This window comes from Oleiharenicola sp. Vm1 (assembly GCF_047777955.1).
In the GTDB taxonomy this organism is placed as follows: Bacteria; Verrucomicrobiota; Verrucomicrobiia; order Opitutales; family Opitutaceae; genus Didemnitutus.
In genome coordinates, this window is sequence record NZ_CP180537.1 from 3892342 (window position 1) to 3918353 (window position 26012).

The window sequence follows — 26012 nt, forward strand, 5'->3', positions numbered from 1 at the left end:
CGGTTTTCGATTACAACTGGAGCGGGCACATTCCCGCTTACCACCGATTGATCGTCGAATCGCTGCTGCGGAGCGGATGGGAGGTGACCTCGCTCAGCGGTTTCCCTGCGGAAATCTTCCGGCACGTCTCGCTGCGCGTGCCGGACGCCACGCCGCACCTGCACGCCCCCGCGGTCCCGGGATTGGGCCGTCCCCCGGCTCGTGCCGGGGCCCTCGAGCTGCTGCGCAGGATTCCGGGCGGATTCGCCTTGTGGACCCGCATCCGCACCAATCCCCGGTTGCGGCGTCGACATGCACTGGCGCGTTGGCGGGCTTGTCGCGATGCGCTCGCCGCGCTGCCGAATCACCCGCGTCTCGTCTTCTTGCCTTACCTCGACGACATGCTGGAACCGGAGCTGTCGCTGTCCGGTGTGTCCCTCCCCGTGCCTTGGATCGGACTCCATGTCTCCGCCAGCGACCTGCGCGAACCCGCGCTGGCTCCGGCGATGCGCGTGCGCCTGCGCGTATTGCGTGAGCCGGGCTGCCGCGGCCTCCTCGTCCTGGACGACAAACTCCCGGATCTCGTGCGCCCCGAGACGCTCGGCCGCATCGTCGCCACCCTACCGGACATTGCCGACACGTCCGTCGCGGTTGATTTTCCCCTCCTGCAGGAGCTCCGCCGGCGGGCGGCGGGACGGCCGATCGTTTCCTTACTGGGCCACCTTTCCGAGGCGAAGAATATCCGCCTCTTCCTCCAACTTGCACAGGAGACCGATCCGGGCCGGGCCTTTTTCTTGCTGGCCGGACAATTTGAGCCGCTGGGGGTCGCCCCCGACCTCCAGTGCCAGATCGCCGCGGCGGCGGCCGGACAACGGACCAATCTCTGGGCGATCCCCGACCGCATCGCTTCCGAGGCCGAGTTCAACGGTCTTTTCCGCGAGTCCGCCGTCATTTTCGCCGTCTACCGAAATTTCACCCGCAGCAGCAATATCCTGAGCAAGGCCGGTTTTTTCCGCCGGCCGGTCATGGTCGCCGACGGCCATTGCATGGCGGAACGCACCGCGGAATACCAGCTTGGCCTCGCTCTCGCGGAACCCGAGCCGCACGCCGCCGGAGTCGCCCTGCACCGCCTCCTCCACGATCCGCCCGCCGCGGACTACGCCCGGTTCGATCGCGACTTCTCCACCGCCGAGTTCCAGCGCCGGCTTGATGACGCGCTGACCCGCGCCGCGCTCCTCTGATGTCCTCCCTCCCCCGTCATCGCCTGCCCGATCATCCTTCCATTGCAATCGTGGTCCCGTGCCTCAATGAGGTGAAGTTCGTCGAGAGCTTTGTGCGGCAGGTGCTAGCCATGGATTGCGACCCGGCGCGCACGACACTGTTCGTCGTCGACGGGATAAGCACGGACGGCACGCGTGAGATCCTCTTTCGCTTGGCGGCGGCCGAACCGCGCCTGCGTGTCCTCGACAATCCACACCGGACCACCGCGCGCGCACTCAATTGCGCGCTCCGCGTCGCGAAAGCCGACGTGATCGTGCGCCTCGACGTGCACGCCGAATACCCGCGGCATTACCTAGCCCATCTCGTCGGGCTGCTGCAGCGGACCGAAGCCGACAACGTCGGCGCCCTCCGCTTGACCGCGCCCGGCCGCACCCTGCGGGAGAACGCCTTTGCGGCTCTGGTGTCTGCGCCCTTTGCAAACGGCGGCGCGCCTTGGCGCGCCCGGCCCCAAGGCCTCCAGGAAGTGGAGTCCGTCTACTGCGGCTGTTACCCGCGGCGGGTCTTCGATGCCCTCGGCCTGTTTGACGAGTCGATGATTCGCATCGAAGACCGCGAGTTCAACGCGCGGCTGCTCGCGGCGGGCGGCCGCATCCTGCTCGACCCGTCGTTGACCTGCACCTATCACCCGCGCACCCGGCTGGGCCAATACCTGCGGTGGACCTTCAGTGGTCCGTTCCGGCTTTTTTATTCGCGCCGTCTCACCACCACGCGCTTGGTGCGGCCGCGCAACTACGTTCCGCTGCTGTTCGCACTCTACCATCTCATCCTGCCGCTCGCGGTAGTTTACGGCGGAACGGCTGCGTGGACGCCGCTCGGCGTCTATGGGCTCGTCGCGATCGGCGCTGCGATCGGCGAGGCCCGAGTGTATCGGCGGACGGCGCTGGTTTTCCTGCTGGTGCCGCTCTTCTACCTCACCCATCTCGTTTACGGCTTGGGGGGCCTGTGGGGATGCGCGCGCGCTCTGCTGCCGCTCCCGGCCCCTCGGCCGGAAGGCAAATTTTCACACTGATCATGGCCCCGACACTCGATCTCCCTCTTCCATTTTATCGCGGCCGCGTCGGCCTGTATCACCTACTCCGCACCCTCGGGGTCGGTCGCGGCGACGAGGTGATGCTGCAGGCGTTCACCTGCCTGGCTGTGCCGGAGGCCATCCTCGCCACGGGAGCGACGCCAGTCTGGGCGGATTTGGAACCGGACAGCGTCAATCTCTGCTCCCACAACGTTCGGGCCAAGCTGACCGGGCGCACGAAAGCCATCATCGCGCAGCACACGTTCGGGATTCCGGCCGATATGGGGCCATTACTCGCCCTGGCGGCGGAAAGCGGCGTGCCGGTGATCGAGGATTGCTGCCACTCGATCGCTTCCACCGTCGGCGGGCGGCCGGTAGGCAGCTTGGGGCTCGGCGCGTTCTGGTCCTATGAATGGGGCAAACCGGTGATCGCCGGCGTGGGTGGAGGCGCCCGTTTCAACGACACCGCCCTGCAAGCTCGGCTCTCCACGGCGCAGGCGGCAACGGAGCACCCTCCCGCGCGCCGGAACGCGATCCTCGAGGCGCAATACGTCGCATTCGCGCGGCTCTACTCCCCGCACACGTTTTGGTGGGTGCGTCGCGCGTTCCGCCTTCTTGGCCGGCTCCGTCTCGCCGAATCGAACTACAACCCCGTGGGCCTGGAAACGGCCGCCGATTTTCGCTGGCGCATGGCGCCGGGCGCAGCGCAGCGACTGCCCGCCGCGATCGCCGCCGCCGCTGCGTTCGAGCCAGAGCGGCGCGCCCAGGCGGAGTTCTATCGGTCCGCCCTGGCGAACGGCTCCTGCCGCCTGCCGCCGGTCCCGGCAGGCACGGAGGCGGTCTATTCGCGCTTCCCGCTTTTCGTCGCGAACAAGGAGGAAGTCCTCGCGGCCGCGGCCCGGCGAAACCTCGAAGTCGCCGGGTGGTTCGCCACGCCCGTCCATCCGCTCGCAGGAGACGAACTGGCGGCGGTGCACTACCGGCCCGGCGACTGCCCCCAGGCGGAGCGCGCGGCCACCGGCATCCTGTCGCTGCCGGTGCACCCAAAGGTGACCCGCTCGTTCCAGCGCGCAGTCGTCGAACTCATCAATCGCCATGGCCGCGCTTGAAATCCTCCCGCTGCGCGCCCCCGCCCGGCCGCGCGACTATCGCGACCTCGCACGCCTCCACGCCGGCGAAATCCGCGAGGGCTTCCTCACCTCGCTCGGCCTACCGGTGCTCGAAAAACTCTACCGGTCGATTCATCGCTCTCCGCATGCGTTCATCTTGGTGGCACGCGAGGGCGACACGACAGTCGGCTTCCTGTGCGCCTCCACGGATACGCGCAAGGTCTACCGGCGCGTGATCTTCACAGCGTGGCCCCACCTGCTCCCCGCACTGCTCCGCCGGCTGCTCTCGTGGAGCACGGTGCAGCGCTGCTGGGAAACGTTGCGCTACCCCAACCGCACGCCGCCGGTGCCCGATCTCCCCGGCGCGGAGATCCTCAACTTCTGCGTGACCGCCGAGCGCCAGGGCGGCGGCGTCGGCCGAGCCTTGTTCGCCGCCATGGAGCAGGCCTACCGTGAACGCGGGGTTCGGCGCATCCGGATCGTGACCGGCGCGCGCCAGCTCTCCGCCATCCGCTTCTACGAAAAGATCGGCGCTCGCCGGGTGGCCACCATCGAAGTCCATGCGACGGTCGAATCCTGCCTGTTTGTCCACGCAATTCGAGATTGCCAGCCCTCGGGCGAGGCAGAGGCTTAAGTCCTTTTTATGCGCTCTGTTCCCTTCTTCAACTATCCTCACGTCTTCAAGAACAGCGAGGATCGCTTCATCGAGACGCTGCGCGACGTGGGCCGTCGCGGCGCCTTCATCATGCAGAAGGATCTGGCAGACTTCGAACGCAACCTCGCCGCCTACACCGGTGCGAAATACGCGGTCGGCGTCTCCAACGCCACCGACGGCCTGCAAATCGCCTTCATGGCCGGCGGCCTGAAGGCCGGCGAAGAGGTCATCCTTTGCTCGCACACCATGGTCGCGACCGCGGCCGCCGTTCACTTCGCCGGCGGCATTCCCGTGCCGGTCGAGGCCGGCCCGGACCATCTGATCGATCCCGCCGCCATCGAAGCCGCAATCACGCCGCGCACCCGCGCCATTTGCCCGACGCAGCTCAACGGCCGCACGTGCAACATGGACGCGATCGAGGCGATCGCGCGCAAGCACGGGCTCGAAATCTACGAAGACGCCGCCCAAGCGCTCGGCTCGAAGTTCAAGGGCAAGGGCGCCGGCACCTTCGGCCGCGCCGCCTGCATCAGCTTCTACCCCGCCAAAGTGCTCGGCTGCCTCGGCGACGGCGGCGCTGTTCTCACCAACGACGACGAGATCTATCGCCAGCTCCTCCTCCTCCGCGATCACGGCCGCGACCACACCGGCGAAGTCGTGATGTGGGGCACCAACGCCCGCCTCGACAACGTCGAGGCCGCCTACCTCGATTTTCAGCTCAAGGACTACCCGGGCGTTGTCATCCGCCGCCGTGCCATCGCCTCGCTCTACCAGAGCCTGCTCGGCGACGTCCCCGAAGTGCGCCTGCCGGCCGCACCTGGCTCCGAACCGGATCACTTCGACATTTTCCAGAACTACGAGATCGAAGCCCAGAACCGAGACGCGCTGAAGGATCACCTGAAATCGCGCAACGTCGGCACGCTCATCCAATGGGGCGGCCGCGCCGTGCACCAGTTCCCGAAGCTCGGCTTCACGCAACGCCTGCCGAAGACCGACGCGCTCTTCCAGCGGCTGCTCATGCTGCCGCTCAACATGTCCATGGTCGACGACGACGTGCGCTACGTCGCGGAGTGCATCCGCGAGTTCTACAAGCGCTGATATGGACACGGTCCAACTGGCCAAGCGCGTCCGCATTCACGCCCTGCGAATGACCAGCCGGGGCGGCAGTTCGCACATCGGCGCTGCCCTGAGCATCGCGGACATCCTTGCGGTGCTCTACGGCGGCATCCTGCGCGTCGATCCGCGCCAGCCGCGCTGGTCCGACCGCGACCGTTTCATCCTCAGCAAGGGCCACGCCGGCGCCGCCGTCTACGCCACGCTCGCCGAGACGGGTTTCTTCCCCACCGAGCAGCTCACGCAGCATTATCAGGACGGCTCGGTGCTCTCCGGCCACGTCAGCCACAAGGGGATCCCCGGCGTCGAACTCTCGACCGGCAGCCTCGGTCACGGCCTAGGCGTCGGCACCGGCATGGCGAAGGCGCTCAAGATGGCTGGCCGCACGCCGCGCGTGTTCGTTCTCCTCTCCGACGGCGAATGCGACGAAGGCACCATCTGGGAAGCCGCGTTGTTCGCGCAGCATCACCAGCTCGACAACCTCGTCGCTATCGTCGACTACAACAAGATTCAGAGCCTCGCCCCTGTCGCTGAGACGATCGCCCTCGAGCCGTTCCGGCAAAAATGGGAGAGCTTCAACTGGACCGTCGTCGAGACCGACGGCCACGATCATGAAAAACTCAAGGCCACGCTCGGCCGCCTGCCCGCCCAACCCGGGCGGCCGACGGTCGTGATTGCCCACACCACGAAGGGCAAGGGCGTTTCCTTCATGGAAAACACGGTGCTCTGGCACTACCGCACCGCGCGCGGCGAGGAGTTCGACCGCGCCCTCGCCGAACTGGAGAAAGCCTGATGCGCGACCGTTTCATCCAGACCCTGAGTCGTCTCGCCGAGCGCGATCCGCGGATCATGCTTATCACGGGCGATCTCGGCTTCGGCGTCCTCAACGACTACCGCCAACGCTTCCCCAAGCAGTTCATCAACGCCGGCGTCGCCGAGCAGAACATGACGCTCGTCGCTACCGGCATGGCGCTCGAGGGCCACATCGTCTTCACCTACTCGATCGGCAATTTTCCGACGCTGCGCTGCCTCGAGATGATCCGCAACGACGCGGCCTACCACGGAGCCAACGTGAAGGTCGTCTCCATCGGCGGCGGCTTCAGCTACGGCGCGCTCGGCATCTCGCACCACGCCACCGAGGACCTCGCGATCCTACGCTCGCTGCCCGACATCACCAGCGTTTCCCCCACGAGCCTGTGGGAGGTCACGCAAGCCACCGAAGCCATCACCCGCCTGCCGGGCACGTGCTTCCTGCGCCTCGACAAGGATGTCGGCCCCGACTGCGTCGACGCGGAACCGTTTGCGCTCGGCGCCCCGCGCCGACTGCGCCACGGCACCGATGTCGCGTTTTTCACCACCGGCGGCATCCTCAGCGAAGTCGTGAAGGCCGCCGACGCGCTCGCGCGCGACGGCATCTCGGCGAGCATCTACTCCGTGCACTCGCTCAATCCGGTGGTCGCGGAGCCGTTCGTCGCCGCCTCGCGCAACCATCGTGCGATCGTCACCGTCGAGGAGCACACCATCCACGGAGGCCTCGCCGGCCTCGTGCTGGAAACGCTGGGTGACACTGGCGCGTTTCCGCGCCGCTTCCTCCGCATCGGCCTCGAGGGCTGCTTCTCCAGCGTGGTCGGTTCGCAGTCCTACCTGCGGACGCACTACCGGATGGACGCTCCCGCGATCGCCGCGCGCACCCGCTCCCTTCTCACCTGACCGCCATGGCCAAGCGCCTCTTCGACATCGTCGTCTCGTTCTTCGGGCTGCTTTTTCTCAGCCCATTCCTGCTGATTTTCATGCTGCTGATCTGGCTGCAGGACTACTGCAACCCGTTCTACATCGCGCCCCGCGCCCGCGCGCGCGGCCGCACCTTCAACATGGTGAAGCTGCGTTCGATGGTGAAGAACGCCGACAAGCTCGGCGGCGCCTCCACCGCCGCGAATGACCGCCGCATCACGTGGGTCGGCAAACTCATCCGCAAAACGAAATTCGACGAAGTGCCCCAGCTCTGGAACGTGCTGAAGGGCGAAATGAGCCTCGTTGGCCCGCGCCCGCAGGTGATGAAGGATGTCGCGCTCTACACGGAGGAGGAATACCACCTGTTCGACGTGCGTCCCGGCATCACTGACTTCGCCTCGATCGTATTTGCGGACGAAGGCGACATCCTGCGCGGCGCCGAAAATCCGGATCTCAAATACAACCAAGTCATCCGCCCGTGGAAAAGCCGCCTCGGTCTCTTCTACGGACGCCATCACAACTTGGTCACCGACGTAGCCCTCGTCGTGCTCACGGTGCTTTCCGCTGTCTCGCGCGCCCGGGCCCTCGCCGGCGTCCAAGGACTGCTACGTCGGCTGGGCGCGGACGAACAGCTCATCGCCGTGGCCGGCCGCTCCGTCCCGCTCGTCCCGTTCCCACCGCCGGGAGCCGACGCGATCGAAACCCGGTTCTGAAGTGGCCCGCCCGTTCCCCATCGCCGCCCGGCAAATCGGCCTGCTCCTCGTCTACGCGGGCGGCTTGGCTGCTTCCCTGCTGCTCGCGTTCCAACTGCGATTCGATTTCTCCGTCCCCCCGGAGTTCACCCCTCATCTCCCGTGGATGATGGCGGCGGGACTGCTGCTGAAGCTGGGCCTGCTCTACGCCTTCGGGCAGTTCGGCAGCCTGCTGAGCTATTTTGGATTTCACGACCTGGTGAAGATCTTTGCGGTGTGCTTCACCGCAGCGGTCGTCGCACTCGCGGTCCGCCTGACCCTCGGCATCCCGTATGCCCCGCCGCGGGCGGTCATCCTCACCGATTTGTTGATCTCGTTCCTGTTTCTCTGCGCGTTTCGCCTGACGCTGCGTCTGATCCGCGAGGGGTATTTTGGCCAGCGCGCGCCGGGCTCGAGCAAGCGGATCGTCATCGTCGGCGCCGGAGACGTCGGCGCCAGCCTCGCCCGCGACCTGTTGGTGCGCCGCGGACTCGGCATGACCCCCCTCGCGTTCTTCGACGACGACCGCCGCACTTGGAACACGACGATTCATGGCGTGCCCGTGATCGGCGCGCCGGATCTGCTCAAGGATTATCTCGCCCGCAACCCCGTGGATGAAGCCATCATCGCGATCCCTGGCGCACCCGGCCGCCGCGTTCGCGAAATCGTGGCGATGCTCAACGCCGTCCGGCTCCGCTTCGAGATCGTGCCGTCTTACGAGGAGATGCTCACCGGCAAGGTGCGTGTATCGCAGCTTCGCTCCGTCGAGATCCAGGATTTGCTCGGCCGCGAGCCCGTGCAGATCCAGACCGACCGCATCCGCGACCTGATTCGCGGCCGCACCGTCGTGGTCACCGGCGCCGGCGGCACGATCGGCGGCGAACTCTGTCGGCAAATCGCCAGCTACGCCCCGCGCGAGCTGCTCCTGATCGAGCGCTCGGAGTTCCTGCTTTTCCAGATCGACCAGGAGCTGCGCGAACTCGGCTTTGGCGCGGAAATCGTGCCACTGGTCGCCAACGTCCTCGATGTCGAGCGCATGGAAGGCATCTTCCGCCGCTATTCGCCCCAACTCGTGTTCCATGCCGCGGCCCACAAGCATGTGCCGCTGATGGAAACGCAGCCCGCCGAGGCGTTTCGAAACAATACGCTGGGCACGCGAGTGATCGCCGAACTGTCCGTGCGCCACGGCGTAGACCGCTTCCTTCTCATCTCGACCGACAAGGCGATCAACCCCACCAACGCGATGGGCGCCACCAAGCGCATGGCCGAGCTTTTCATCCAGGCCCTGCAGCGACAGCCCGGCTCCCGGGCCACCAAATTCATGGCGGTGCGATTCGGCAACGTCCTTGGCTCGTCCGGCAGCGTCATTCCGACCTTCAAGCGCCAGATCGCGGCCGGCGGCCCCGTCACCGTCACGCATCCCGAAATCACGCGCTTTTTCATGACGGTCAACGAGGCCGTCGGCCTCGTGCTGCAGAGCGCCGCCCAGGCCGAGGGAGGCGAGATCTTCGTCCTCGACATGGGCAAGCCGATCAAGATCGCCGACCTCGCGCGACAGCTCGTCGAACTCAGCGGCCTCAAACCGGAGACCGATATCGAGATCGTCTACACCGGCTTGCGCCCCGGCGAGAAACTCTACGAGGAGATCAACCACGTGTCGGAAAGCCTGACCCGCACCACGCATCCCAAGATCCTGCGGTTCGTCGGACCTCCTGCGGAATTCGAGCCGCTGCAGCGCAAGCTGGACGATCTGCACCGGACCTGCGCGACCCTCGACGCCGAGCAAACTAAGCTGGCGTTCACGGCGATCGTTCCCGAGTATGTGCCCTATCTCGGGCCCCGCTGACCCCGCTCCCACCGTTATGGAAGAATCCGCCTCCCTCTCCCGCGAACGTGACGACCAGATCGACCTGGCTGAACTGGCCCGCCGGCTCCGCGCCGGCGTCTTTCGCATCGCCGGGCTCGCGCTTCTCGGTCTCGCCTCCGCCGCCATCGTATCGCTGTTGGCGATCAGCCGGCAACAAACCACCACCAACCTGCGGGTGTCCTTCTCTTTCCCCGGCTTCGAACGCGGCACCTATCCCAACGGCGGCAAGTTCGTGGCCGACGACCTCCGGGCCCCGGACGTCGTCACCGAGGCGATAAAACGACTCGGCCTCCCTGAGCAATTCGCCAGCCAGATCCGCGGCAGCATCTCGATCAACGGCTTCATCTCCCCGACGATCATCAAAGAACGCGATCGCATGCGCGCCAGCGGTATGCAGCCGCCTCCCTACTTCCCCGACGAATACGAGATCACGCTGTCGCTTCCGCGCAATTTTCCCATCGAGATGCGGCAACGCGAACTTCTGCTCAGCGAGATCGTGACGGTCTACCGCGAGAAATTCAGCCGCAGCTACATCGAGCTCCCTCCCCATTTCGGCAGCGCCTTCTCGTCACTCAACAACGCCGACTTCGTCGAATACGAACTCATCCTGACGCGCGAGATCCAATCACTGTCGGGCTACCTGCAACAGCAGGTCCAAAAGGCCCGCGAGTTCCGTTCGCCCACGACCAATCTCTCCATCCAGGACCTGCAGCGCCTAACGGACATTTTCGCCCAGGTGCGACTCAACAACGTGCTCAGCCTGATCTACGTCAATGGCCTTTCCAAGGACCGCAACTTCGCCTTGGTGAAGATGGACTATCACCTCCGCACTCTTGAGGATCAGGAGCAGCGGCTCCGAGAGGAGGAAAACGTTGTCAACGCCCTGCTCACCCGGACGCAAGAGCGCATGCAAAACTATGTGCTCGCGACGAAGGCCGAGAATCTCTCCGGCAAGAACGGCCAGCCGCTCCTCGACCAAGCGTTCATCGACACCCTGCTAGCCAACGACGCGTATAATTTTCTCGTCCGCAAATCTCTCGAGGCCGGCCTCGCCGTCCGCCAGGTCCAGTCCGAGAAGACGCAGCTGCTGGAGCGCCGTCAGCGGATGGAAAAATTTCAGTCCACGGACTCCAGCGGTCAGGCCAACGTGATTTCCAGCACGCAAACGGCGCTGGCGCAGCTTGAGCGCGACTACCTCGAGCTGCTCAAGACGATCCGCGCCACGCTTCAGGACTACGGCAAGCAGGAGTATGGCGACGCAGTGCGCATTACGCTACAGGCGTCCTCGCCAAATGCAATCAACTTCGTGCTGATGTGGTCCGCCGTGGGCTTCGTCGTCGGCCTGGCGCTCGGGCTCGGCCTTTCGCTGCTGCGAAGCGCGCCACGCCACGCCGCCTGAGCGACGAACTGCCGTGAGGCCTGCGGCGCATCGGGATGCTTGGCGCTGGGTGCTGCCCGTCGTCGTGTTGTTCGCGGCCGGCTTCTTCTTCGTTCCCCAGCGCCCCGCCTTGTCGTGGTGGGCGCCTGCTTTCCCGCGAACGGAGCGCCATTATCTCGAGCTCGCCTGCGCCGCTCGCGGCCCCGACGAACTCGTGCTTCAGCCTGAAATCTTCGGCCGATTCGACCCGAGCGACGCCATTGTCCTGCCACTCTCCCCGTCCGAACACGCCTACTCGTTCTCGTTCCCTCTCCCCGACGCGCCCCTCACCGCCCTCCGACTGACCGCACGTCCCGGCGCGGCGCCACTCGAGATTCGCTCCCTCCGGATTGTGACTGGCGACGGTCGCGAAGTGCTGCGGCTGAGACGCGCCTCATTTTCCCCCGTCGCCGACGAGGAAATCGCCGCCACCGAAAACGGCTGGACGATCCGCGCCGGGCACCGCGTGCCTGGCCAGGCGAGCGTCTTCACCCGCTTCTCCGGACCGGTCCTCGCTCCCGGCGCGAACCACCGTAACGCAGTGCGCTGCGCCTCCTCGGTCGCCTTCCTTGCCGGCGTGCTCGCCGTCCTGCTACTCGCGGGCACGCTCGCGGTGCGGCCCAGGCTGGGAAAGCGGCTCTGTCTCACGCTGGGCTCGCTCGCCCTGCTCGCCGCCATAGTGTCTCACCGCGGCCTCCTCCTCGCCTCCCTCCGCACTTGGCACAGCCCCAAGCCGCCGCCCGCCCGCGCGCTGCGGTTGGAACTCGACGCCCGCACCGCTCGCGCCTCCCCCGCTCAGCTGTTTTGGAACACCGGCCGCGGCATCTCGGAAGAACAAAGCGCCCGCGCGGCGTATCGCGACACCCCCCACCTTGAAACGCTGACCTTCCCGTTGCCCGCCGAAACCGCGGTGGGGCTCCGCTTCGATCCGCTCGACCATGCGGGGTCGGTCGTCGTCCAGAGTCTGCGTCTCGTCGACGACACCGGACGCACCCGCGCCCTCATCCCACTCGAGACGCTACGGGCGGTGCAACAGATCGATCGCCTCGCCCGCGGTCCGGACGGCCTCGAAATCAGGACGACGCCGGACGCCACCGACCCTATTTTGGACTTCGATGCCGCGGGCGTCAGCCTCGTCAATGCCACCGTGCGCGCCGCCGGGCTCGGGGTCCCAGCCGGACGTTGACAATTCGGCTCGCGCCACCCCGCTCTCAAAATCCACATTGCAGCATGCCCCGCCCGGCAAACGAGCAAGAATCCGAGGTCATTGTCTCACTCCACCATGTATCGAAGCGCTATCGACTGGTGAGCGAGACTGCGGACGTGTTCCGCCCGCTCCGGCTATTGACCGGGCGCGACAGGGACGACGGCGAACAATTCACCGCCGTGCGCGACGTCTCGCTCGAGATTCAGCGCGGCGAATGCCTCGGCATCATCGGCCGCAACGGCGCCGGCAAGTCCACGCTCCTGCAGATGATCGCCGGGACGCTGCAACCCACGTCCGGCAACATCACTGTGCACGGCCGCGTCGCCGCGCTCCTCGAACTCGGCAGCGGTTTCAACCCTGACTTCACCGGCCGCGAGAACATCCACCTCAACGCCGCCATCCTCGGCCTCACGCCGGCCGAGATCGCGCAAAAATTCGACTCCATCGTCGAATACTCCGGCATCCGCGAATTCATCGACCAGCCCGTCCGCACCTACTCGAGCGGCATGGCCGTGCGCCTCGCCTTCGCCGTCTGCGTGCACGTCGACGCCGACATTCTCATCATCGACGAAGCTCTCGCCGTCGGCGACGCCCGCTTCCAGTTCAAGTGCCACGCTACGCTGGACCAGATGATCAAGGAGGGCCGCACCATCATCTTCGTCTCGCACGACACCAACGCCGTGAAACGCATGTGCCGCACCGCGCTCCTGCTGGAACGCGGCGAAATGCTCCTGCAAGGCAGCCCGAACGACGTCACCAACATCTACACCAAGCTCATCACGAGCCCGCACGGCCTCGAAGCCATCCGCGGCGATCTCGAAGCGCTCCGCACCCGCGGCCCCGTTCCCACCGAGGCTGCGCCGACGGAAACCGCCGCGACCGCTACCCTGTTGCCCGATGCCGTCACCGGCACGGATCAAAGCGCCCAACTCCTCACCGAGGAGCGCAGCCACCAACAGGTCTCCGACAAGGAATACGCCTATGGCGGCGAACTCGGCAAAATCGAAGCCGTTGCCGTCACCGACACGCGCAACCAGCCGCGCCTCAGCTTCGTCGTGGGCGACGTCGTCCGCGTGCGCGCGACTTGCCGCGCCACCGCCGACCTCGCCGACCCCATCTACGCGCTCACCCTGAAAGACGTGCGCGGCCAGGAAATTTACGGCACGAACACGTATTTCCAAAACCACACTCCCGCTCCGGTCGCCGCCGGCGCGCGCGCCGAGGCGACTTTCGAGGTCACACTCAACGTTCTCCCCGGCGTCTACTTTCTCTCGCTCGGTTGGGTCCGGCTCGTGAACGGCGAAGTCGTCGTCATCCACCGCCGCTATGACGTCATCCGCTTCGACGTCCTGCCGCGCGACAAGTCATTCGGCGTCGCGTATTGCCCTACCACCATCGCCGTTCGCCCCCTGTCCGCTTGAGATGATCCGCTTCACGTGCCAAGGCCAGGCCGTCACCCTTGCCCCCGGCGAGCACTTCTCCCGCCCGCGGGAACTCGGGTTCCGCGATACCCCGGCGACCGAGTTGCTCGAACTCGTGGCCGAGCTCGAGCGCGGCACGCCTTGGCGCGACGCTGTCGCCCGCCGCTTCGCCGGCGCCAAGCCCTGGCTGCACGCGATCGTCGCCTCCTCCACTCGCACCGCCTTCATCGGTCCCGTGCTGCCGAGCGAGACCACTGGCCCCGTGCTCGACATCGGCGCCGGCTGGGGCCAGCTCGCGCGCCCGCTCGCTGCCACCCGCCGCGTCCTCGCACTCGAGCCGGTCGCCGAGCGCCTCGCCTTCATCCGCGCCGCCGCGCGGCAGGACGGAGTCGATGGCAATCTCAGCTACCTTGAAGCCGATTATTTCGAGGTGGAGTTTGCTCCACAATTCGCGGCAATATGCGCTATCGGCGTGCTCGAATGGGTAGGCGCCTTCCAAGCCGCGGTTGACCCGCAGGCGCGGCAGGTCGATTTTCTGCGCAAGGTCCGCCGCGAGCTTGCGCCGGGCGGTATGCTCGTGCTCGGCATCGAAAACCGCCTCGGCCTGAAATATCTGCTTGGCTGCCCCGATGATCACATCGGCGTGCCAGACATCGCCCAGCTCCCGGCGCGCCTTGCCGCGATGCGCTGGCAGCAGGCCACACAGGGCACCCTGCGCAGCTTCACCTATTCCCTCGACGAACTGCGCCGCCTCCTCCTCCAGGCCGGATTCGAACGCGTGGAATTCTTCGCCGCGTTTCCCGACTACAAGCTCCCACGACAGATCATTTCTCTCGCCGATGGGGGCGCCGCGCTCCACGCGTGGCTGCTCGCCCATCCCATCCCGCCCGAGCACAACGGCTACGACGGCTCGCCCCTCCCCGCGGCGTTCCAGCAAACCCTCGCAGCTCGCTACCATGAACTCGCGACCCAGGGCGTCGCCCGCCATTTTGCGCCAAGCTTCTTCGTGCGCGCTACCTGAGCCGCCATGGTCGTCGCCCCCTCCCGTCCGCCCTGCTGGAACTTGTCGATCGCGGCCGCATCGTGGCCGGTTCGCTCCAGCCGCTCGGCGAGGGCAATCGCGACCGGCGCGATCGCCCTCGCGCGTCCTGGCGCGCGCGCCTGATCGACGGACGTGCGGTCAAACTCACCGTCGGGTCCGCGCTCGCCGACCTGGCACGTCGTCATGCCAGCTTGGCCCGCGCCTGCCCCGCGCTCGTGCCGCCCTTGCTCTTTCACGAATCACTCAGCGCGGGCGGCGAGGTCCTGGCGGAGGAGTTCTTTCCCGGCGCACCGCTCGAAGCGGTCGACGCGAACCTCGCCCGCACCGCCTTCGCCCGCACGTGCGCCCTCCTCGAGGCCACAGAGCGCCCGTCGACGGAGGCTGCGCGCACCGCGGAGTGGCGCGACTGGTCCTCTCGTCTCCTCGCGGCGCCGACGTGGACCGCCGCTGAACGGATCGCGCTCGAGCGGAGCGTGCTGCCGGAGCTTCTCGTCGCGCTGGGTGCCGAACCCGCCACCATCCGCTGGTCGAATGGCGATTTCGTCGCTGCCAATCTCCTCGTGGACCGCGCTGGCAACGTCCGGCTAGTCGACTGTGAGTTCGCCCACGCGACCCATTTTTGGCGCGAGGATGCCGCGCGCTTCCACGCACTCTCTCCCCTCGCCCGCCGGCGCCCCGAACTCTTCTCCACCACCCTGCCGGACGTCGGGCCGGCGTGGCATCTGTTCTTCTGGCTGCGCCAGTGGCAACTCGAACAAGAGAACAACTCTCCCGACTACCTCACACGCGTCCGCACCACGCGCCTCGCCACGCTGCGCCGCCTCGTGGAGGCGGGGCTCGGCCTGGCGTTGCCTGAATGGTCGGTTGCGGCGGTGCCGCTCCACGCCCACGTTGAGGGCGCCACCTGGTCGCCTCACGACAGCCGCGCCGTCGCCTTCCGCGGTTGGTGCCATGTGCCGGCGGCGGAGGGCGTTCGCGCCATCGTGCTGTCCTCGACCACCGAGCGGATCGCCGAAGTCCCGCTGGCCGCGCGTGCGGACGTGCTCGCACATTTCGGCGGCGCTGCGACCGCTGCAGCCACCGGCTTCGCCTTCACCGGGAAAGTCGCTGACTCGGACGCAGTGCTCACGCTCTCCGCACTCACCGGTGACGGAACGTTGCTCCCGTTTTACCGCGTCCGCGGCGGCGATCTGCCTGGACGCACGGCTGCGGTGACGGACTTCGCCCGCTGGGCCGCCTGGCACGATCCTGATCCGCCCCCCTCGACGCTGCCGGCCGGCCCCTGATCTCCGTGCTGCTTCCCGTCTACCGCACGCCGCCAGCGTTACTCGACGCCTGTATCGGCTCCGTCCTCGCGCAACATTACCCCCACTGGGAGCTCTGCATCGTTGACGATGCCTCGGGCTCGCCGGCGCTGGCGAGCCAACTCGCCGCGTTTGCCCGTCGCGATGCACGCATCAGGCTGCTGCCGCGAGAGGAGAACGGCGGCATCGCACGCGCCACCAACGCCGCCCTTGCCGCCGCACGCGGAGCTTATGTAGCTCTGCTCGACCATGACGATGAGCTGCGCCCCCACGCGCTCCTAGAGCTCAGCCGCGCCCTTGCCGCCGCGCCCGGAAGCGATCTGCTCTACTCCGACGAGGACAAAATCTCCGCCGATGGCACGCGGCTCACGCCCTTCCTCAAGCCGGCGTTCTCGCCGGAGTTTTTGCTTGGGGTGATGTATTTCGGCCACCTGCTGTGCGTCCGCACCGAGGTCGCGCGACTCGTCGGCGGCTTCGATCCGGCGTTCGACGGGGTGCAGGACTTCGAGTTTGCCCTCCGCGTCACCGAGCACACTCGCGCCATCGTGCATGTGCCGCACATGCTGTATCACTGGCGGCAAACCGCGACCTCCAGCGCCCTCCACGGCAATGTCAAGGGCGACATGGACGCACTCCAGGCCGCGGCTGTGCAGGCCCATCTCGATCGCACCGCACGTCGCGAGCGTGCGGTCGCGCTGGGCGGGCATCGCGTCCGCCTCGATCCCGCCGGCCGTCCGAGTGTCGCCCTCGTCTCAGGCGGCCCGGAACAGCTGCAGGCGGCCGCGGCGCGCGCAACTGCAGACGTGCTGTTGCTCGTCGGCCCGGGTGTCGCCCCCGGATCCCGCCGCGCAAATGCGCCTCGCCGCCGCCGCGATGCGCCCCGACGCGGCCGTCGTCGCGCCAGTGCTCGTTGATTGCGAGGGGCGCGTCTTCGACGCTGGCTGGGTGCGCAATCGCCTGGGATTCGCGCCGCTGCTGCGCGGGTTCGACGCGGCGGGCGACGGTTTCAACGGATCACTGCGCTGCACCCGAGAGGTCGCGGCGGTCTCGCCGCGCTGCGTCGCAGTCGCGCGCGAGCGCCTGGCCGGGATCGTCGCCGGCCCGCTTCCGTGGGCAAGCCTTCTCCTCCATCTCGCAGCGGACGGACGCTTTCACCGCATCGTCGGCGGCGCCCAAGTCCGCGTCGCCGAATCCTGGCGCGAAGCGTGCGGCTTGGCGCTGGCCGCGCCCGGCGATGATCCCTTCTACAATCCCCACTTCGATTCGTCCGCGGGCGACTACTCACTCCGCTCCGATCGACCCGCGCCAGCGCCGCGATGGCACCTCGACACGCCACCGCCGCCCCGCACGGTGGCGGCGGCGTGCACTGGCGCGGCTGGTGCCACTGGCCGGGACAATCGTTGCGCGAGATCCGCCTTCATTTCGCGCCGAACTTCTCCTGGCCCGCCACTCTCGGCCTGCCCCGCCCCGACGTGGCCGCGCAGCTCTCCGTTCCCGAGGCCCGCGCGAGTGGATTCGAGGTGCGGGTGAAACTCCCCCAGGCCGCTACACGGTCACTGCTGCGGCGCTGACGGCTTCCGGCGCGACGCATGTGCTTTTCACGCATGCTTTCACCGTCACCCGCTGGGCCTGCGCTCGCGCCGCTCTGGCCGGGCGCACGGAGGACTTGCTTGGGTTTCAATTCCTCGCCGGCCCCAGCCGCCTGCCCGGACCGCTGCCCCGAGCGCCAGCCCGCCTTCGCCCGGTTCCCGCTTCAGCGCCGCGTTTCGCAATCGTGACGCCGTCGTTCCAGCAGGCCCGGTTTCTCGAATCGTGTCTGCACAGTGTGCTGGCGCAGCGCAGCGTCGCGGTCGACTACGTGGTGCAGGACGGCGGCTCGACCGACGGCAGCCGCGACATCATCCGCGCGCACAGCGCGCATCTCCACGCCTGGGCCTCGGAGCCGGACGACGGGCAGGCCGATGCGATCGCACGCGGCTTCGCCCGCACGACCGGCGCGCCGACGGACGTGATGGCCTGGCTGAACTCCGATGACCTCTACCTGCCGAACGCGCTCGCAATCGTAGCCGAGTTTTTTGCCCGCCATCCCGAGGTCGATGTCGTCTACGGACATCGCGCCGTCATCGACGAGGCCGGGCGTTGCATCGGCCACTGGATCATGCCGGCGCATGATGACGCTGTGCTGCGCCTGAACGATTTCATCCCCCAGGAAACGCTTTTCTGGCGCCGACGTCTCTGGGAACGTGTCGGTGGCATCGATCGGTCGCTCCAATTTGCGCTCGACTGGGATTTGCTGCTGCGCTTCCAGGCGGCGGGCGCACGCCTGGTCCGGCTGCCAGTGTTCCTCGGTGGTTTCCGCGTGCACTCGCAGCAGAAGACCAGCGCCGCCATGCACCGCATCGGCCAAGCGGAGATCGACTGGCTGCGCACGCGCACCCACGGTCGCTTTCTCACCTCAACCGAGCTCGCCGACGACGTTCGCCTGCAACGCTACCTCCGTGCAAGCGCGCGGCGGGAGTGGTGCAATGCGCTGTGCGGCGATCGACAATAGACTTCACATCATCCCGCGGCCCCGCGATGTTCGGGCCGCCATGAAGTTCGACGTCCCGGAGCCGCCCGACCTCGTTCCGCGCCTCCGCCAACAGCTCATCCTCGCCCAGGTCCGCGTCATGGAGGTCGAGGACGCCCGCGATGCCGTGGCCGCCCAACTCGCCACAGCCGAGCACCAGCTCGCCCGCGCGCAGGAGCTCGCCGATGCCAAACTGGACGAAGCGGCCCACTTGGAACGCATGCACGCCGCCCTCCGGGCGGACTGCGATCATCTGCGCCACCAGCAGCACCTCGCCCACGAGGCGCTGCAGCAGGCCCGAGCCCAACTCGCGCACGCAGAGACCTCCTGGCGCAACGAACAGGAGGTGACCACCGGGCTGCAGCTCCAGCTGGTCGCGCAGAACGCGGCGTTGCGTGATCTCGCGGCGCAGCGCGACGCCCTCCTCGCCGAGGCCGCCGCTCGCGACGCCCGCATCGAGGAACTCAATCGCCACCAGCACGCGATGCACGCCTCCCGCAGCTGGCGCTGGACCGCATGGCTCCGCGCTCTGGAGCGCGCGTTTGGCACGAAACGATGAGCTCCACGCTCGCAGCCGCGCTCCGCGGCGAGATCGAAACACCGCGCCCGTTATACGCGCGCGACGGGCAGGTCGAGATTGTCGGCTGGTGCCTCGCGGGCGAACATGCACCCGCCGTGCGGCTCGCCTGCGCGGCGGGAGAAATCACCGCCTCCCAGCGCCACGCGCGCGCCGACCTCGGCGGCATCGCATGCGGCTTCACGATCCGCGGCTCCCTTCCACCGGGAATGCACCTTGTCCGCTTCGAAGCGCAGCGGGCCGACGGGACGTGGGAAGTCTTCCGCCGCTACGCCTTGCGCGTCGACCCACCGCCGTTCGCCGCCATAATTGAGTGGCCGTTGCCGCAAGGCCCGCTCACCGAGCGGGTGCGCGTCGCCGGCTGGGCCGTCCATCCGCGACAGGAGATCGCCGCGCTCACGCTTCGCTTCGGTCATCGCGACGTCCCCTGCGAGTTCGGCCAGGAGCGCGCCGATGTCGCCACGCTCTTTCCCTCGCTTCCCCATGCCCGACGCAGCGGTTTCATCACCACGCAGATGCTTCCCGCCGGCCGAGGCCCCTGCGCATCCGCGCGCAGCTCGCGGACGGCACCGTCGCCATCGCTCCCTCGCGCGTGTCTGTCGCCATCGACGACGAAAGTCCCCCTGTCGCCCTCGACCTCGCGGCCCCCGGGTCGCACTGCCGGGCTCCAGCCCGCCGCGCCCCTCCGCCCCCGCCGCGTGTGCCGCCCGGACGCTGAACATCCTTTTCCTCCTCCCCGGCAGCTTCGCGGCCAACAACGCCCTCCACACAGCCGGACTGGCCAACGAGCTAGCCGCCGCGGGACATCGCTGCGCTGTCGCTGTCGCCCATGATCCCTCCACCCTGACCCACCACGTCGCACCGGCCTTTGCGGCTCTCACCCATGCGGAGGCCACGGCGTTCCGGTTCCCCGACGGGCGTGGACCCGACCTTGTGCACGCCTGGACCACGCGTGAATCCGTCCGCCGTCTCGCCGAGGAGCTGCGGCAACGCCAGCCGTGCCGGCTTGTCGTTCATCTCGAGGACAACGAGCAGCAACTTCTCGCCCATGCGCTCGGCCGCAGCCCGGCGGAGATCGAGGCGCTGCCCGCCGCCGCACTCGACGCGCTCGTCCCACCGGATCTGTCGCACCCGCGACGCAGCCGCGAGTTTCTTGCCGGCGCCGACGGCGTGACGCTCATTACGGCGCGCCTGCGTGAGCTCGCTCCCGCCGCCGCGCGCTGCCTCACTCTCTGGCCCGCAGCGGATGCGCGCTATTTTTATCCCCGCCCGACTCCGGGCGAGTTCCGCCGCACGCTCGGCTTTGGACCAGACATGACGGTGCTCTTCTACCACGGCAACGTCCACGCCGCAAACGCCGTCGAAGTGGGCGAGCTCTACACGGCGGTCGCGCGCCTGAATGAAGAGGGCACGCCGACCACGCTTATCCGCGCCGGACTCGACACCGTCGCCTTTCCCGGCGCGGAGGCCGCCCGCGCCCACGTGCTCGCACTCGGACAGATCCTTCATCATCACCACCTGCCTCCGCTGATGGCTTTGGCCGACATCTTCGTCCAACCCGGGGTGCCTGATGCGTTCAACGACTACCGCTTCCCCTCGAAGCTGCCGGAGTTCTTCGCGCTTGGCCGCCCCGTCGTGCTGCCGCGCACGAATCTCGGCGAGCGCGTCCGGCACGGCGTCGACGCCTACGTGCTCGCACGCGCCGACGCCGACGGCATCGTCAGCGCCGTGCGTGCGCTACGCGCCGACTCGGCGCTCGCCGCACGGTTGGCGACAGGAGCGGCGCGGTTCGCCGAGGAGAATTTCAGCTGGCGACGCAGTGCGGAGGCGCTTGCCAAGTTCTATCTGGCACTGGCACCGTCCTGAGCATGTCCGACCAGCCCCAGCGCGTGTTCGTCACCGGCGGGCGGGGCCGCTTGGCCTCGCTGATTGCGGATCATTTCCGCGCCCCGGCGCACCACGTCGAGCTGTTCTCCCGGGTCGGCGCGCCGGGTTTTCGCACCAACGCGGACCTGCTCCGTCCTGGCGGACTCGAGGGATGTGCCACGCTATTGCACCTCGCATGGAGCACGCTGCCGGCCTCGTCGGAAGCCCACCCTGGCAGCGAGGAACGCCACGACCTCCCCCAGCTGGAGCAGCTGCTCGACGCGCTGGCAGCCGTCCCGACGCGGAGCCGGACGCACTTCGTGTTCTTTTCCACCGGCGGCGCCGTCTACGGGAACGCACCCGGTCGCCCCAATCGCGAGGACGACGCCTGCGCTCCCGTCGGCCGTTACGGCCGCGCCAAGCTCGCTGCCGAGCAACTCATCCGGGCGCGCGCCGAACGTGACGGCCTGCCATGCACGATCCTGCGCATCTCAAACCCCTACGGCTACCCCGTGCCGAAAAGCCGTCAGCAGGGGCTCATCGCCCACGCCCTGCGTTGCGCGGTGGAGGGCCAGTCCCTCACGCTCTGGGGCGACGGTCGCGCCCGGAAAGACTTTCTCTACTATACCGACTTCCTTAGTGCCCTCGAACTGGTTGTCGCGCGCCGCCTGTGCGGCGTATTCAACCTCGCCGCCGGCGAATCGCACTCGGTCGAGGAAATCATCGCACTGGTCGAAGCCGCCACGGAGAAGAAGATTCGGCTGACCCGGACGCCCGCGCCCACCTGGGACGTGCAGGACAGCCGCTTGGACAACTCGCGCCTCGCCGCCGCGACCGGCTGGCAGCCGCAGGTTGCGCTGGCGGAGGGCATTCGGCGCGCTGCCGCCGGCTACGCGGGACACTGACATGAGCGCCCCATCCGCCCGCCCCGGCTCCGCGCGCACGCCTTACGTGGTGTTCGCACTGACGCTGACGGCCGCGCTTTGGTTCACCACCCGCGGGTGGCAGGCCTCGATCCTCGATCGCCACGAGTTCCGCCAGCTCCAGACCGCGGTCTCGGCATATTGGATAAAGGCGGCCGGCTACCGGCTCGATTATGAGACCCCGTTATTCGGCCCACCGTGGTCGGTGCCGATGGAGTTTCCCGTCTACCAATGGCTCGTCGCTCGCGCGAGCGACCTGCTCGGCACCGGCCTGGAGCCGACCGCGCGCAGCGTGAGCCTCCTTTTCTTCTTCGCCACGCTGCCCGCTGTCACCGGATTCGCAGGCATGCTCGGCCTAGATCGGCCGCGCCGCCTGCTCGTGGTCAGCGCCGTGCTGACCTCGCCGACGTATCTCTTCTATGCTCGGACGTTCATGATCGAGACGACCGCGCTCTGCGGCGCAGCGTGGTTCGCGTTCGCGGTCGCGCGCGCCGTGCGGGACGGCAGCTTGCGCTGGTCCGCCGTGGCGGCGGGCGCGGCCACCGGCGCGGCACTGGCCAAGGTGACGACGTTCCTTATCTTCTGCCCGCCCGCCGCGCTGCTGGCTTGGTGGCAGTGGCGGCAGCTGCCGCCCGGCCCGGTCCGCGGCAAGGGCCTCGCGCTGGCCGCTGCGCCCGTCGCACTCGCCCTGGCCGTCGGCGGATGGTGGGTGAAACACTCCGACCTGGTGAAAGATTCGAATCCCTACACCGGTTTCCTCACCTCGCGCGAATTGACAAAGTGGAACTGGGGCACGTTCGAGCAACGCCTGTCTGCGGAGTTCTGGGAGCGCTGCGGAAGTAATATCTCCGGCTTCGTTCTCGGCGAGGCTGCACTAGTCGTCCTGCTCGTGGGCCTGACCCTGGCGCCGCCGCAGCTGCGTCGAGCGGCGTTGTGGTGCGCCGCGCTCTTCCTCGGCGGCCTACTGCTGTTCTCGAACCTGTTTTTCTTCCATGACTACTATTACAGCGCGAACGCCCTCCTGCTGCTCACGGGCGCGGGCCTGCTGTTAGTCGGCATCTGGGACAGCGAGCGCCTGCCCCACGGGGCCCGGCTCGTGCTACTCGCGGCCTTTCTGGGCGGGCAGCTGCTGGTCTACCAGCGCGGTTACGCCGACTACGCGCGTCGCGACCTGCCGCAGCCTCCGGGCATCGCCGAGGTGATCCGCACCACGGTGCCCGCCGAAGACGTCGTGCTTATCTACGGCTGGGACTGGAACGCCCTCGTGCCCTACTACGCACAGCGCCGCGTGCTCATGGTGCCAAGCGGCCGCGAGGACGACCTCCCGGCCCTCGAAATGGTGGTCGCCCGCCTCGGTTCGCGCCGCATCTCGGCGCTGCTGGTCCGCTCCGAGGCCCTGCGCCGATCGCCGACTTTCATTCGCTGGCGCACCGAGCGTTTCAATCTCAACGCCGCGCCCCTTGCCACGAGCGAGGCCGGCGATCTTTACCTTGCGGAGGACCTGCTCGCATCCGCGCTCGCACGCGTGACCGGAAAGACCTTCCCTGACGTCGAACTCGCCGTCGCAACGCGCCCCGTTGCGACGGATGAAGCCCTGAATCCGGTGCCCGCCGCGGTGCTGGACCTCCCGCTGTTCACCCCGCGCCCGCAGGAGGGGCGCACGCGTTACGGCATGAGCGCCGGCACGCTGGAAGGGCAGCCGGTGTTGAACGCCCACGCACCGTCGGAATTGCGCTTCGCCGCGCCCGCCGGCGCACAGTCGATCACGGCGGAGTTCGGATTGCCCGACGCGGCCTTCGCCGGTGGCGGCACCGTCACCGATGGCATCGGCGTCGACGTGTTGGAGCGGCAACCCAGCGGGCTCACCCGCGTGCTGGCGCATCGCGACCTTGATCCGCTGCACCGCGCCGCCGACCGCGGCCGCCAGAAGCTGGAGCTGGACCACATCGGCCCGTTGCGCGGCACAATCGTCCTACGCTTCACCCCCGGTCCCCGGGACAACGTCACGAACGACTGGGCTTACTGGGGCCGTATCGAGATCCGCTAAATTCAGCGCCGCCCGGCCGCCCGCTGGATGCGGACGGCCGAGAACGCCGCCCAGTCGCGCGCCTTGTTTCCCCGCGGTCCCGGTCCGGATGAGACTATGATCGTGCTCGGCTCGGCCCGCTCGACCACCGCTTCCAAAGTGTGGAAGCCCCGGTCAGCCGGTTGGCGACCGGGATCGAGGAACACCGAGCCCAACCGCACCCGTGTGCCGTCCGGTCTCTCCTCGTCCAAGGTAAACTCCACGCCATCGGACCGCTCGGGCTCCGGGCATTCGTAGGCCCCCGCCATCACGCAAAACTCGGCGCGCACAACACTCCGCCCTGCTGGGACCATGAACCAGAAGCGGGTCTCGGCATGCGCGAAGAGCACCGGCCGGCCTTCTTGGTCCATGCGGCTGAGGCCGAATTCCGTGAAGACCTTCACCGGCTTCTCGCCGAGGAGGGCGAGCAGCAGGCGGTCGCGTTCGAGCAGGTCCGCCTCGCGCATTTCGCGGCCCATCATCGTCCACTTTTCCGCGGCGGCAGAGGCGTCGAGCTGCACCTCCGGAACCGCCGGCGTGCGCCGCACGGCGTCGATCATGATCCCGCGCCGATCTTTGCGACCGAACACCGTCGCATCTCTCCACCGGAAGATCGGGCGCGGATCGATGTCGAAATGACGCTCCAGCAATCCGAGCAGGTTAGGATCGGCCGCTCGCTCACCCTGGCATACGAACACGGTCACCGGCTGACCCGCCTGTCCATGGAACGCCTCCTCCAGATAGCGCCAATCGTTTTCCATGCCAAAGCGGATCATCAACGCACGCCGCTGGGTATAGAAGGGCAGTCGCGAGTCCCAGTCGAAACCCGCCCCGACAATCACCTCGTCGGGATTCGTCATCGCGCGCACTGCTTTGGTCAAATCGCTCCCACCCGGGCTCCACTCCTGCTGCAAGCCGAAATACACGTCGCGGTAGGTCCACAGCTGGCTCGCGTGCGCCACGGTGAGCGCCCCCCACACCAGCCAGCGCGGCCGCGCCTCCCAGGCACTCGCCACCACCACGCCAACCGCGGCAAGCAGGAAAAATGCATTCGCGATCGAATAGTAATCGTGCCACGAATAGAGCACTGGGAACAGAATCAGCGGCACCACATAGCAGAGCAGGCCGAATGTGACCGGACGCCACTGCCGCCGGCTGACCGTGACTCCGAGCAGCACCACCACCAGCAGCAGTCCCGGGGCGGCCACACCGTGCGAGAGGTTCCGCCAATGAAGCATCCAAGTGATTGAGGAAAAACGGTCGTGGCTCGTGCCGAAGTTGAAGCCTACGAGATTCGTCGACTCAAGAAACCGCGTGTTGATACTGGCATGCTTCACCGCATCGGCAAAGCGTGTCCACCACGCGCCCGCCGCCAGAGGCAACGCGATCGCCGCCATCGCCCCCATCCCCGTGCGCGCGACGGCGCCGAGCCCCGCCGCCCGCGTCCGCCACATGCGCCCGGCTGTCACCAGCCCCGCCGGCACGAGAAAGACCATGAAGGTCGTGATCTTCACCAGCGCGGCGCCCGCACCCAGCAGGGAGACGAGCACGAACCACGACCAAGCCGGCCGCTCCATCCAGCGCAGAAACGCCACCAGGAACCAGACCGCGAACGCCAGCGCCATCGTCTCGATCAAGAACGCGCGCGAGTAGAACACATAGATCGGGCAGGTCAGGGCGAACGAGGCGGCGATCCACCGCTGCGGGCCGCGGCAGCCGAGCGCCCCGAGCAGCGGCAGCAGTCCCGCCACCGCCAGGTAGAAGCCCGCCGCCGTTACCGCACGCCCGGCCTGCACCAGCGGCAGCCCGGTCCAGTCGCTGAGCTTCGCCACCGTCCACTGGTAGAGGGGAAACTCCATTGGCGCGGTCCACGGCGCCCCGAGCACCGGCGTCGGATAAGTCAGCGCGAAATCCTGGTCGCGCTGCACGAACAGCGCGCTGAGCGCCGTCTGCGCCTGTCGGAATTCCTGTCCCGGCAGGTTGCCATTCTGCCAGCCGGCTGACAACAGCCAGCCGTGCAACCCGAGCAGCGCCCCAAACAGCACGATCGCGAGCGGCATGTCCCAGCGGCGTGCCGCGGCGGTGGGAATCGAAACCATTCGCGCAACAAACCCAGCAATCCCCGCGGTGCGCAACCCCCAATTGCCTG

General features: G+C 67.7%; 23 protein-coding genes. 21 read left to right on the top strand and 2 right to left on the bottom strand.

What is annotated here, in order from left to right; translation table 11 throughout:
* The first annotated feature begins 47 nt into the window (after nucleotides 1-47).
* The 18 genes from ACMYLB_RS18760 to ACMYLB_RS18845 all read left to right on the top strand — a co-directional run bounded on the left by ACMYLB_RS18760 (nucleotide 48) and on the right by ACMYLB_RS18845 (nucleotide 18991).
* Nucleotides 48-1220 carry a hypothetical protein gene (locus ACMYLB_RS18760; protein WP_415908468.1) on the top strand — a complete coding sequence of 391 codons (1173 nt, stop codon included), beginning with the start codon at nucleotides 48-50 and terminating at the stop codon, nucleotides 1218-1220.
* Nucleotides 1220-2269, top strand: a complete 1050-nt coding sequence (locus ACMYLB_RS18765) for a glycosyltransferase (protein WP_415908469.1) — start codon at nucleotides 1220-1222, stop codon at nucleotides 2267-2269. Before ACMYLB_RS18760 ends, ACMYLB_RS18765 begins: the two co-directional genes overlap by 1 nt.
* A 2-nt stretch (nucleotides 2270-2271) precedes the next feature.
* Entirely contained in the window at nucleotides 2272-3378 is a 1107-nt protein-coding gene (locus tag ACMYLB_RS18770; protein WP_415908470.1) for a DegT/DnrJ/EryC1/StrS family aminotransferase, read from the top strand.
* The gene (locus ACMYLB_RS18775; RefSeq protein ID WP_415908471.1) at nucleotides 3365-4012 is read left to right on the top strand and encodes a GNAT family N-acetyltransferase; all 648 of its coding nucleotides are present in this window, start codon (nucleotides 3365-3367) and stop codon (nucleotides 4010-4012) included. Before ACMYLB_RS18770 ends, ACMYLB_RS18775 begins: the two co-directional genes overlap by 14 nt.
* 9 nt (nucleotides 4013-4021) lie before the next feature.
* On the top strand, nucleotides 4022-5128 hold the full coding sequence (locus ACMYLB_RS18780) for a DegT/DnrJ/EryC1/StrS family aminotransferase (RefSeq protein ID WP_415908472.1): 1107 nt from the start codon (nucleotides 4022-4024) through the stop codon (nucleotides 5126-5128).
* A 1-nt stretch (nucleotide 5129) separates the two neighbouring features.
* Entirely contained in the window at nucleotides 5130-5936 is an 807-nt protein-coding gene (locus ACMYLB_RS18785) for a transketolase (protein WP_415908473.1), read from the top strand.
* Complete coding sequence (locus ACMYLB_RS18790; RefSeq protein WP_415908474.1) at nucleotides 5936-6853, top strand: transketolase family protein; 918 nt, start codon at nucleotides 5936-5938, stop codon at nucleotides 6851-6853. The genes ACMYLB_RS18785 and ACMYLB_RS18790 overlap by 1 nt, the downstream gene beginning before the upstream one ends.
* 5 nt (nucleotides 6854-6858) lie before the next feature.
* The gene (locus ACMYLB_RS18795; protein WP_415908475.1) at nucleotides 6859-7587 is read left to right on the top strand and encodes a sugar transferase; all 729 of its coding nucleotides are present in this window, start codon (nucleotides 6859-6861) and stop codon (nucleotides 7585-7587) included.
* A gap of 1 nt (nucleotide 7588) precedes the next feature.
* Nucleotides 7589-9451 carry a polysaccharide biosynthesis protein gene (locus ACMYLB_RS18800; protein WP_415908476.1) on the top strand — a complete coding sequence of 621 codons (1863 nt, stop codon included), beginning with the start codon at nucleotides 7589-7591 and terminating at the stop codon, nucleotides 9449-9451.
* A 16-nt stretch (nucleotides 9452-9467) separates the two neighbouring features.
* A complete protein-coding gene (locus tag ACMYLB_RS18805; RefSeq protein ID WP_415908477.1) occupies nucleotides 9468-10871 on the top strand; it encodes a hypothetical protein in 1404 nt (467 codons plus the stop codon).
* A 49-nt stretch (nucleotides 10872-10920) separates the two neighbouring features.
* A complete protein-coding gene (locus tag ACMYLB_RS18810) occupies nucleotides 10921-12075 on the top strand; it encodes a hypothetical protein (protein WP_415908478.1) in 1155 nt (384 codons plus the stop codon).
* 119 nt (nucleotides 12076-12194) lie between these two features.
* Complete coding sequence (locus ACMYLB_RS18815; RefSeq protein WP_415908479.1) at nucleotides 12195-13517, top strand: ABC transporter ATP-binding protein; 1323 nt, start codon at nucleotides 12195-12197, stop codon at nucleotides 13515-13517.
* Between the two features lies 1 nt (nucleotide 13518).
* Nucleotides 13519-14538, top strand: coding sequence for a methyltransferase domain-containing protein (locus tag ACMYLB_RS18820; protein ID WP_415908480.1), 1020 nt, complete (start codon nucleotides 13519-13521; stop codon nucleotides 14536-14538).
* Between the two features lie 62 nt (nucleotides 14539-14600).
* The gene (locus ACMYLB_RS18825; RefSeq protein WP_415908481.1) at nucleotides 14601-15845 is read left to right on the top strand and encodes a hypothetical protein; all 1245 of its coding nucleotides are present in this window, start codon (nucleotides 14601-14603) and stop codon (nucleotides 15843-15845) included.
* A 5-nt stretch (nucleotides 15846-15850) separates the two neighbouring features.
* The gene (locus ACMYLB_RS18830; RefSeq protein ID WP_415908482.1) at nucleotides 15851-16777 is read left to right on the top strand and encodes a glycosyltransferase family 2 protein; all 927 of its coding nucleotides are present in this window, start codon (nucleotides 15851-15853) and stop codon (nucleotides 16775-16777) included.
* A 402-nt stretch (nucleotides 16778-17179) separates the two neighbouring features.
* Nucleotides 17180-17434: a hypothetical protein gene (locus ACMYLB_RS18835; protein ID WP_415908483.1), complete on the top strand. Its 255-nt coding sequence runs from the start codon at nucleotides 17180-17182 to the stop codon at nucleotides 17432-17434.
* A 203-nt stretch (nucleotides 17435-17637) separates the two neighbouring features.
* Complete coding sequence (locus ACMYLB_RS18840) at nucleotides 17638-18414, top strand: glycosyltransferase family 2 protein (RefSeq protein WP_415908484.1); 777 nt, start codon at nucleotides 17638-17640, stop codon at nucleotides 18412-18414.
* Between the two features lie 40 nt (nucleotides 18415-18454).
* The gene (locus ACMYLB_RS18845) at nucleotides 18455-18991 is read left to right on the top strand and encodes a hypothetical protein (protein ID WP_415908485.1); all 537 of its coding nucleotides are present in this window, start codon (nucleotides 18455-18457) and stop codon (nucleotides 18989-18991) included.
* 50 nt (nucleotides 18992-19041) lie between these two features.
* Here the strand turns inward: ACMYLB_RS18845 and ACMYLB_RS18850 are convergent, their stop codons facing one another.
* Entirely contained in the window at nucleotides 19042-19425 is a 384-nt protein-coding gene (locus ACMYLB_RS18850) for a hypothetical protein (RefSeq protein ID WP_415908486.1), read from the bottom strand.
* A gap of 517 nt (nucleotides 19426-19942) precedes the next feature.
* Between ACMYLB_RS18850 and ACMYLB_RS18855 the strand changes: the two genes are divergently transcribed.
* The 3 genes from ACMYLB_RS18855 to ACMYLB_RS18865 are packed head-to-tail and all read left to right on the top strand — an operon-like array spanning nucleotide 19943 to nucleotide 23845.
* Entirely contained in the window at nucleotides 19943-20875 is a 933-nt protein-coding gene (locus ACMYLB_RS18855) for a glycosyltransferase (RefSeq protein WP_415908487.1), read from the top strand.
* Nucleotides 20876-20877: 2 nt separating this feature from the next.
* On the top strand, nucleotides 20878-21780 hold the full coding sequence (locus tag ACMYLB_RS18860) for an NAD-dependent epimerase/dehydratase family protein (protein ID WP_415908488.1): 903 nt from the start codon (nucleotides 20878-20880) through the stop codon (nucleotides 21778-21780).
* 1 nt (nucleotide 21781) lies between these two features.
* Nucleotides 21782-23845 (top strand): hypothetical protein, encoded by a 2064-nt coding sequence (locus tag ACMYLB_RS18865; protein WP_415908489.1) that lies wholly within the window; start codon nucleotides 21782-21784, stop codon nucleotides 23843-23845.
* 2 nt (nucleotides 23846-23847) lie between these two features.
* Here ACMYLB_RS18865 and ACMYLB_RS18870 read toward each other — a convergent pair whose 3' ends face one another.
* Nucleotides 23848-25962, bottom strand: a complete 2115-nt coding sequence (locus ACMYLB_RS18870) for an ArnT family glycosyltransferase (RefSeq protein WP_415908490.1) — start codon at nucleotides 25960-25962, stop codon at nucleotides 23848-23850.
* Nucleotides 25963-26012: the final 50 nt, after the last annotated feature.

What these genes read in the sequence shown, in the direction of transcription:
- ACMYLB_RS18765 (WP_415908469.1), top strand. Translation starts at nt 1,220, where the DNA reads ATGTCCTCCCTCCCCCGTCATCGCCTGCCCGATCATCCTTCCATTGCA.
- ACMYLB_RS18770 (WP_415908470.1), top strand. Translation starts at nt 2,272, where the DNA reads ATGGCCCCGACACTCGATCTCCCTCTTCCATTTTATCGCGGCCGCGTC.
- ACMYLB_RS18775 (WP_415908471.1), top strand. Translation starts at nt 3,365, where the DNA reads ATGGCCGCGCTTGAAATCCTCCCGCTGCGCGCCCCCGCCCGGCCGCGC.
- ACMYLB_RS18780 (WP_415908472.1), top strand. Translation starts at nt 4,022, where the DNA reads ATGCGCTCTGTTCCCTTCTTCAACTATCCTCACGTCTTCAAGAACAGC.
- ACMYLB_RS18785 (WP_415908473.1), top strand. Translation starts at nt 5,130, where the DNA reads ATGGACACGGTCCAACTGGCCAAGCGCGTCCGCATTCACGCCCTGCGA.
- ACMYLB_RS18790 (WP_415908474.1), top strand. Translation starts at nt 5,936, where the DNA reads ATGCGCGACCGTTTCATCCAGACCCTGAGTCGTCTCGCCGAGCGCGAT.
- ACMYLB_RS18795 (WP_415908475.1), top strand. Translation starts at nt 6,859, where the DNA reads ATGGCCAAGCGCCTCTTCGACATCGTCGTCTCGTTCTTCGGGCTGCTT.
- ACMYLB_RS18805 (WP_415908477.1), top strand. Translation starts at nt 9,468, where the DNA reads ATGGAAGAATCCGCCTCCCTCTCCCGCGAACGTGACGACCAGATCGAC.
- ACMYLB_RS18820 (WP_415908480.1), top strand. Translation starts at nt 13,519, where the DNA reads ATGATCCGCTTCACGTGCCAAGGCCAGGCCGTCACCCTTGCCCCCGGC.
- ACMYLB_RS18835 (WP_415908483.1), top strand. Translation starts at nt 17,180, where the DNA reads ATGGCACCTCGACACGCCACCGCCGCCCCGCACGGTGGCGGCGGCGTG.
- ACMYLB_RS18845 (WP_415908485.1), top strand. Translation starts at nt 18,455, where the DNA reads ATGAAGTTCGACGTCCCGGAGCCGCCCGACCTCGTTCCGCGCCTCCGC.
- ACMYLB_RS18850 (WP_415908486.1), bottom strand. Translation starts at nt 19,425, where the DNA reads ATGACCGAAGCGAAGCGTGAGCGCGGCGATCTCCTGTCGCGGATGGAC.
- ACMYLB_RS18860 (WP_415908488.1), top strand. Translation starts at nt 20,878, where the DNA reads ATGTCCGACCAGCCCCAGCGCGTGTTCGTCACCGGCGGGCGGGGCCGC.
- ACMYLB_RS18865 (WP_415908489.1), top strand. Translation starts at nt 21,782, where the DNA reads ATGAGCGCCCCATCCGCCCGCCCCGGCTCCGCGCGCACGCCTTACGTG.
- ACMYLB_RS18870 (WP_415908490.1), bottom strand. Translation starts at nt 25,962, where the DNA reads ATGGTTTCGATTCCCACCGCCGCGGCACGCCGCTGGGACATGCCGCTC.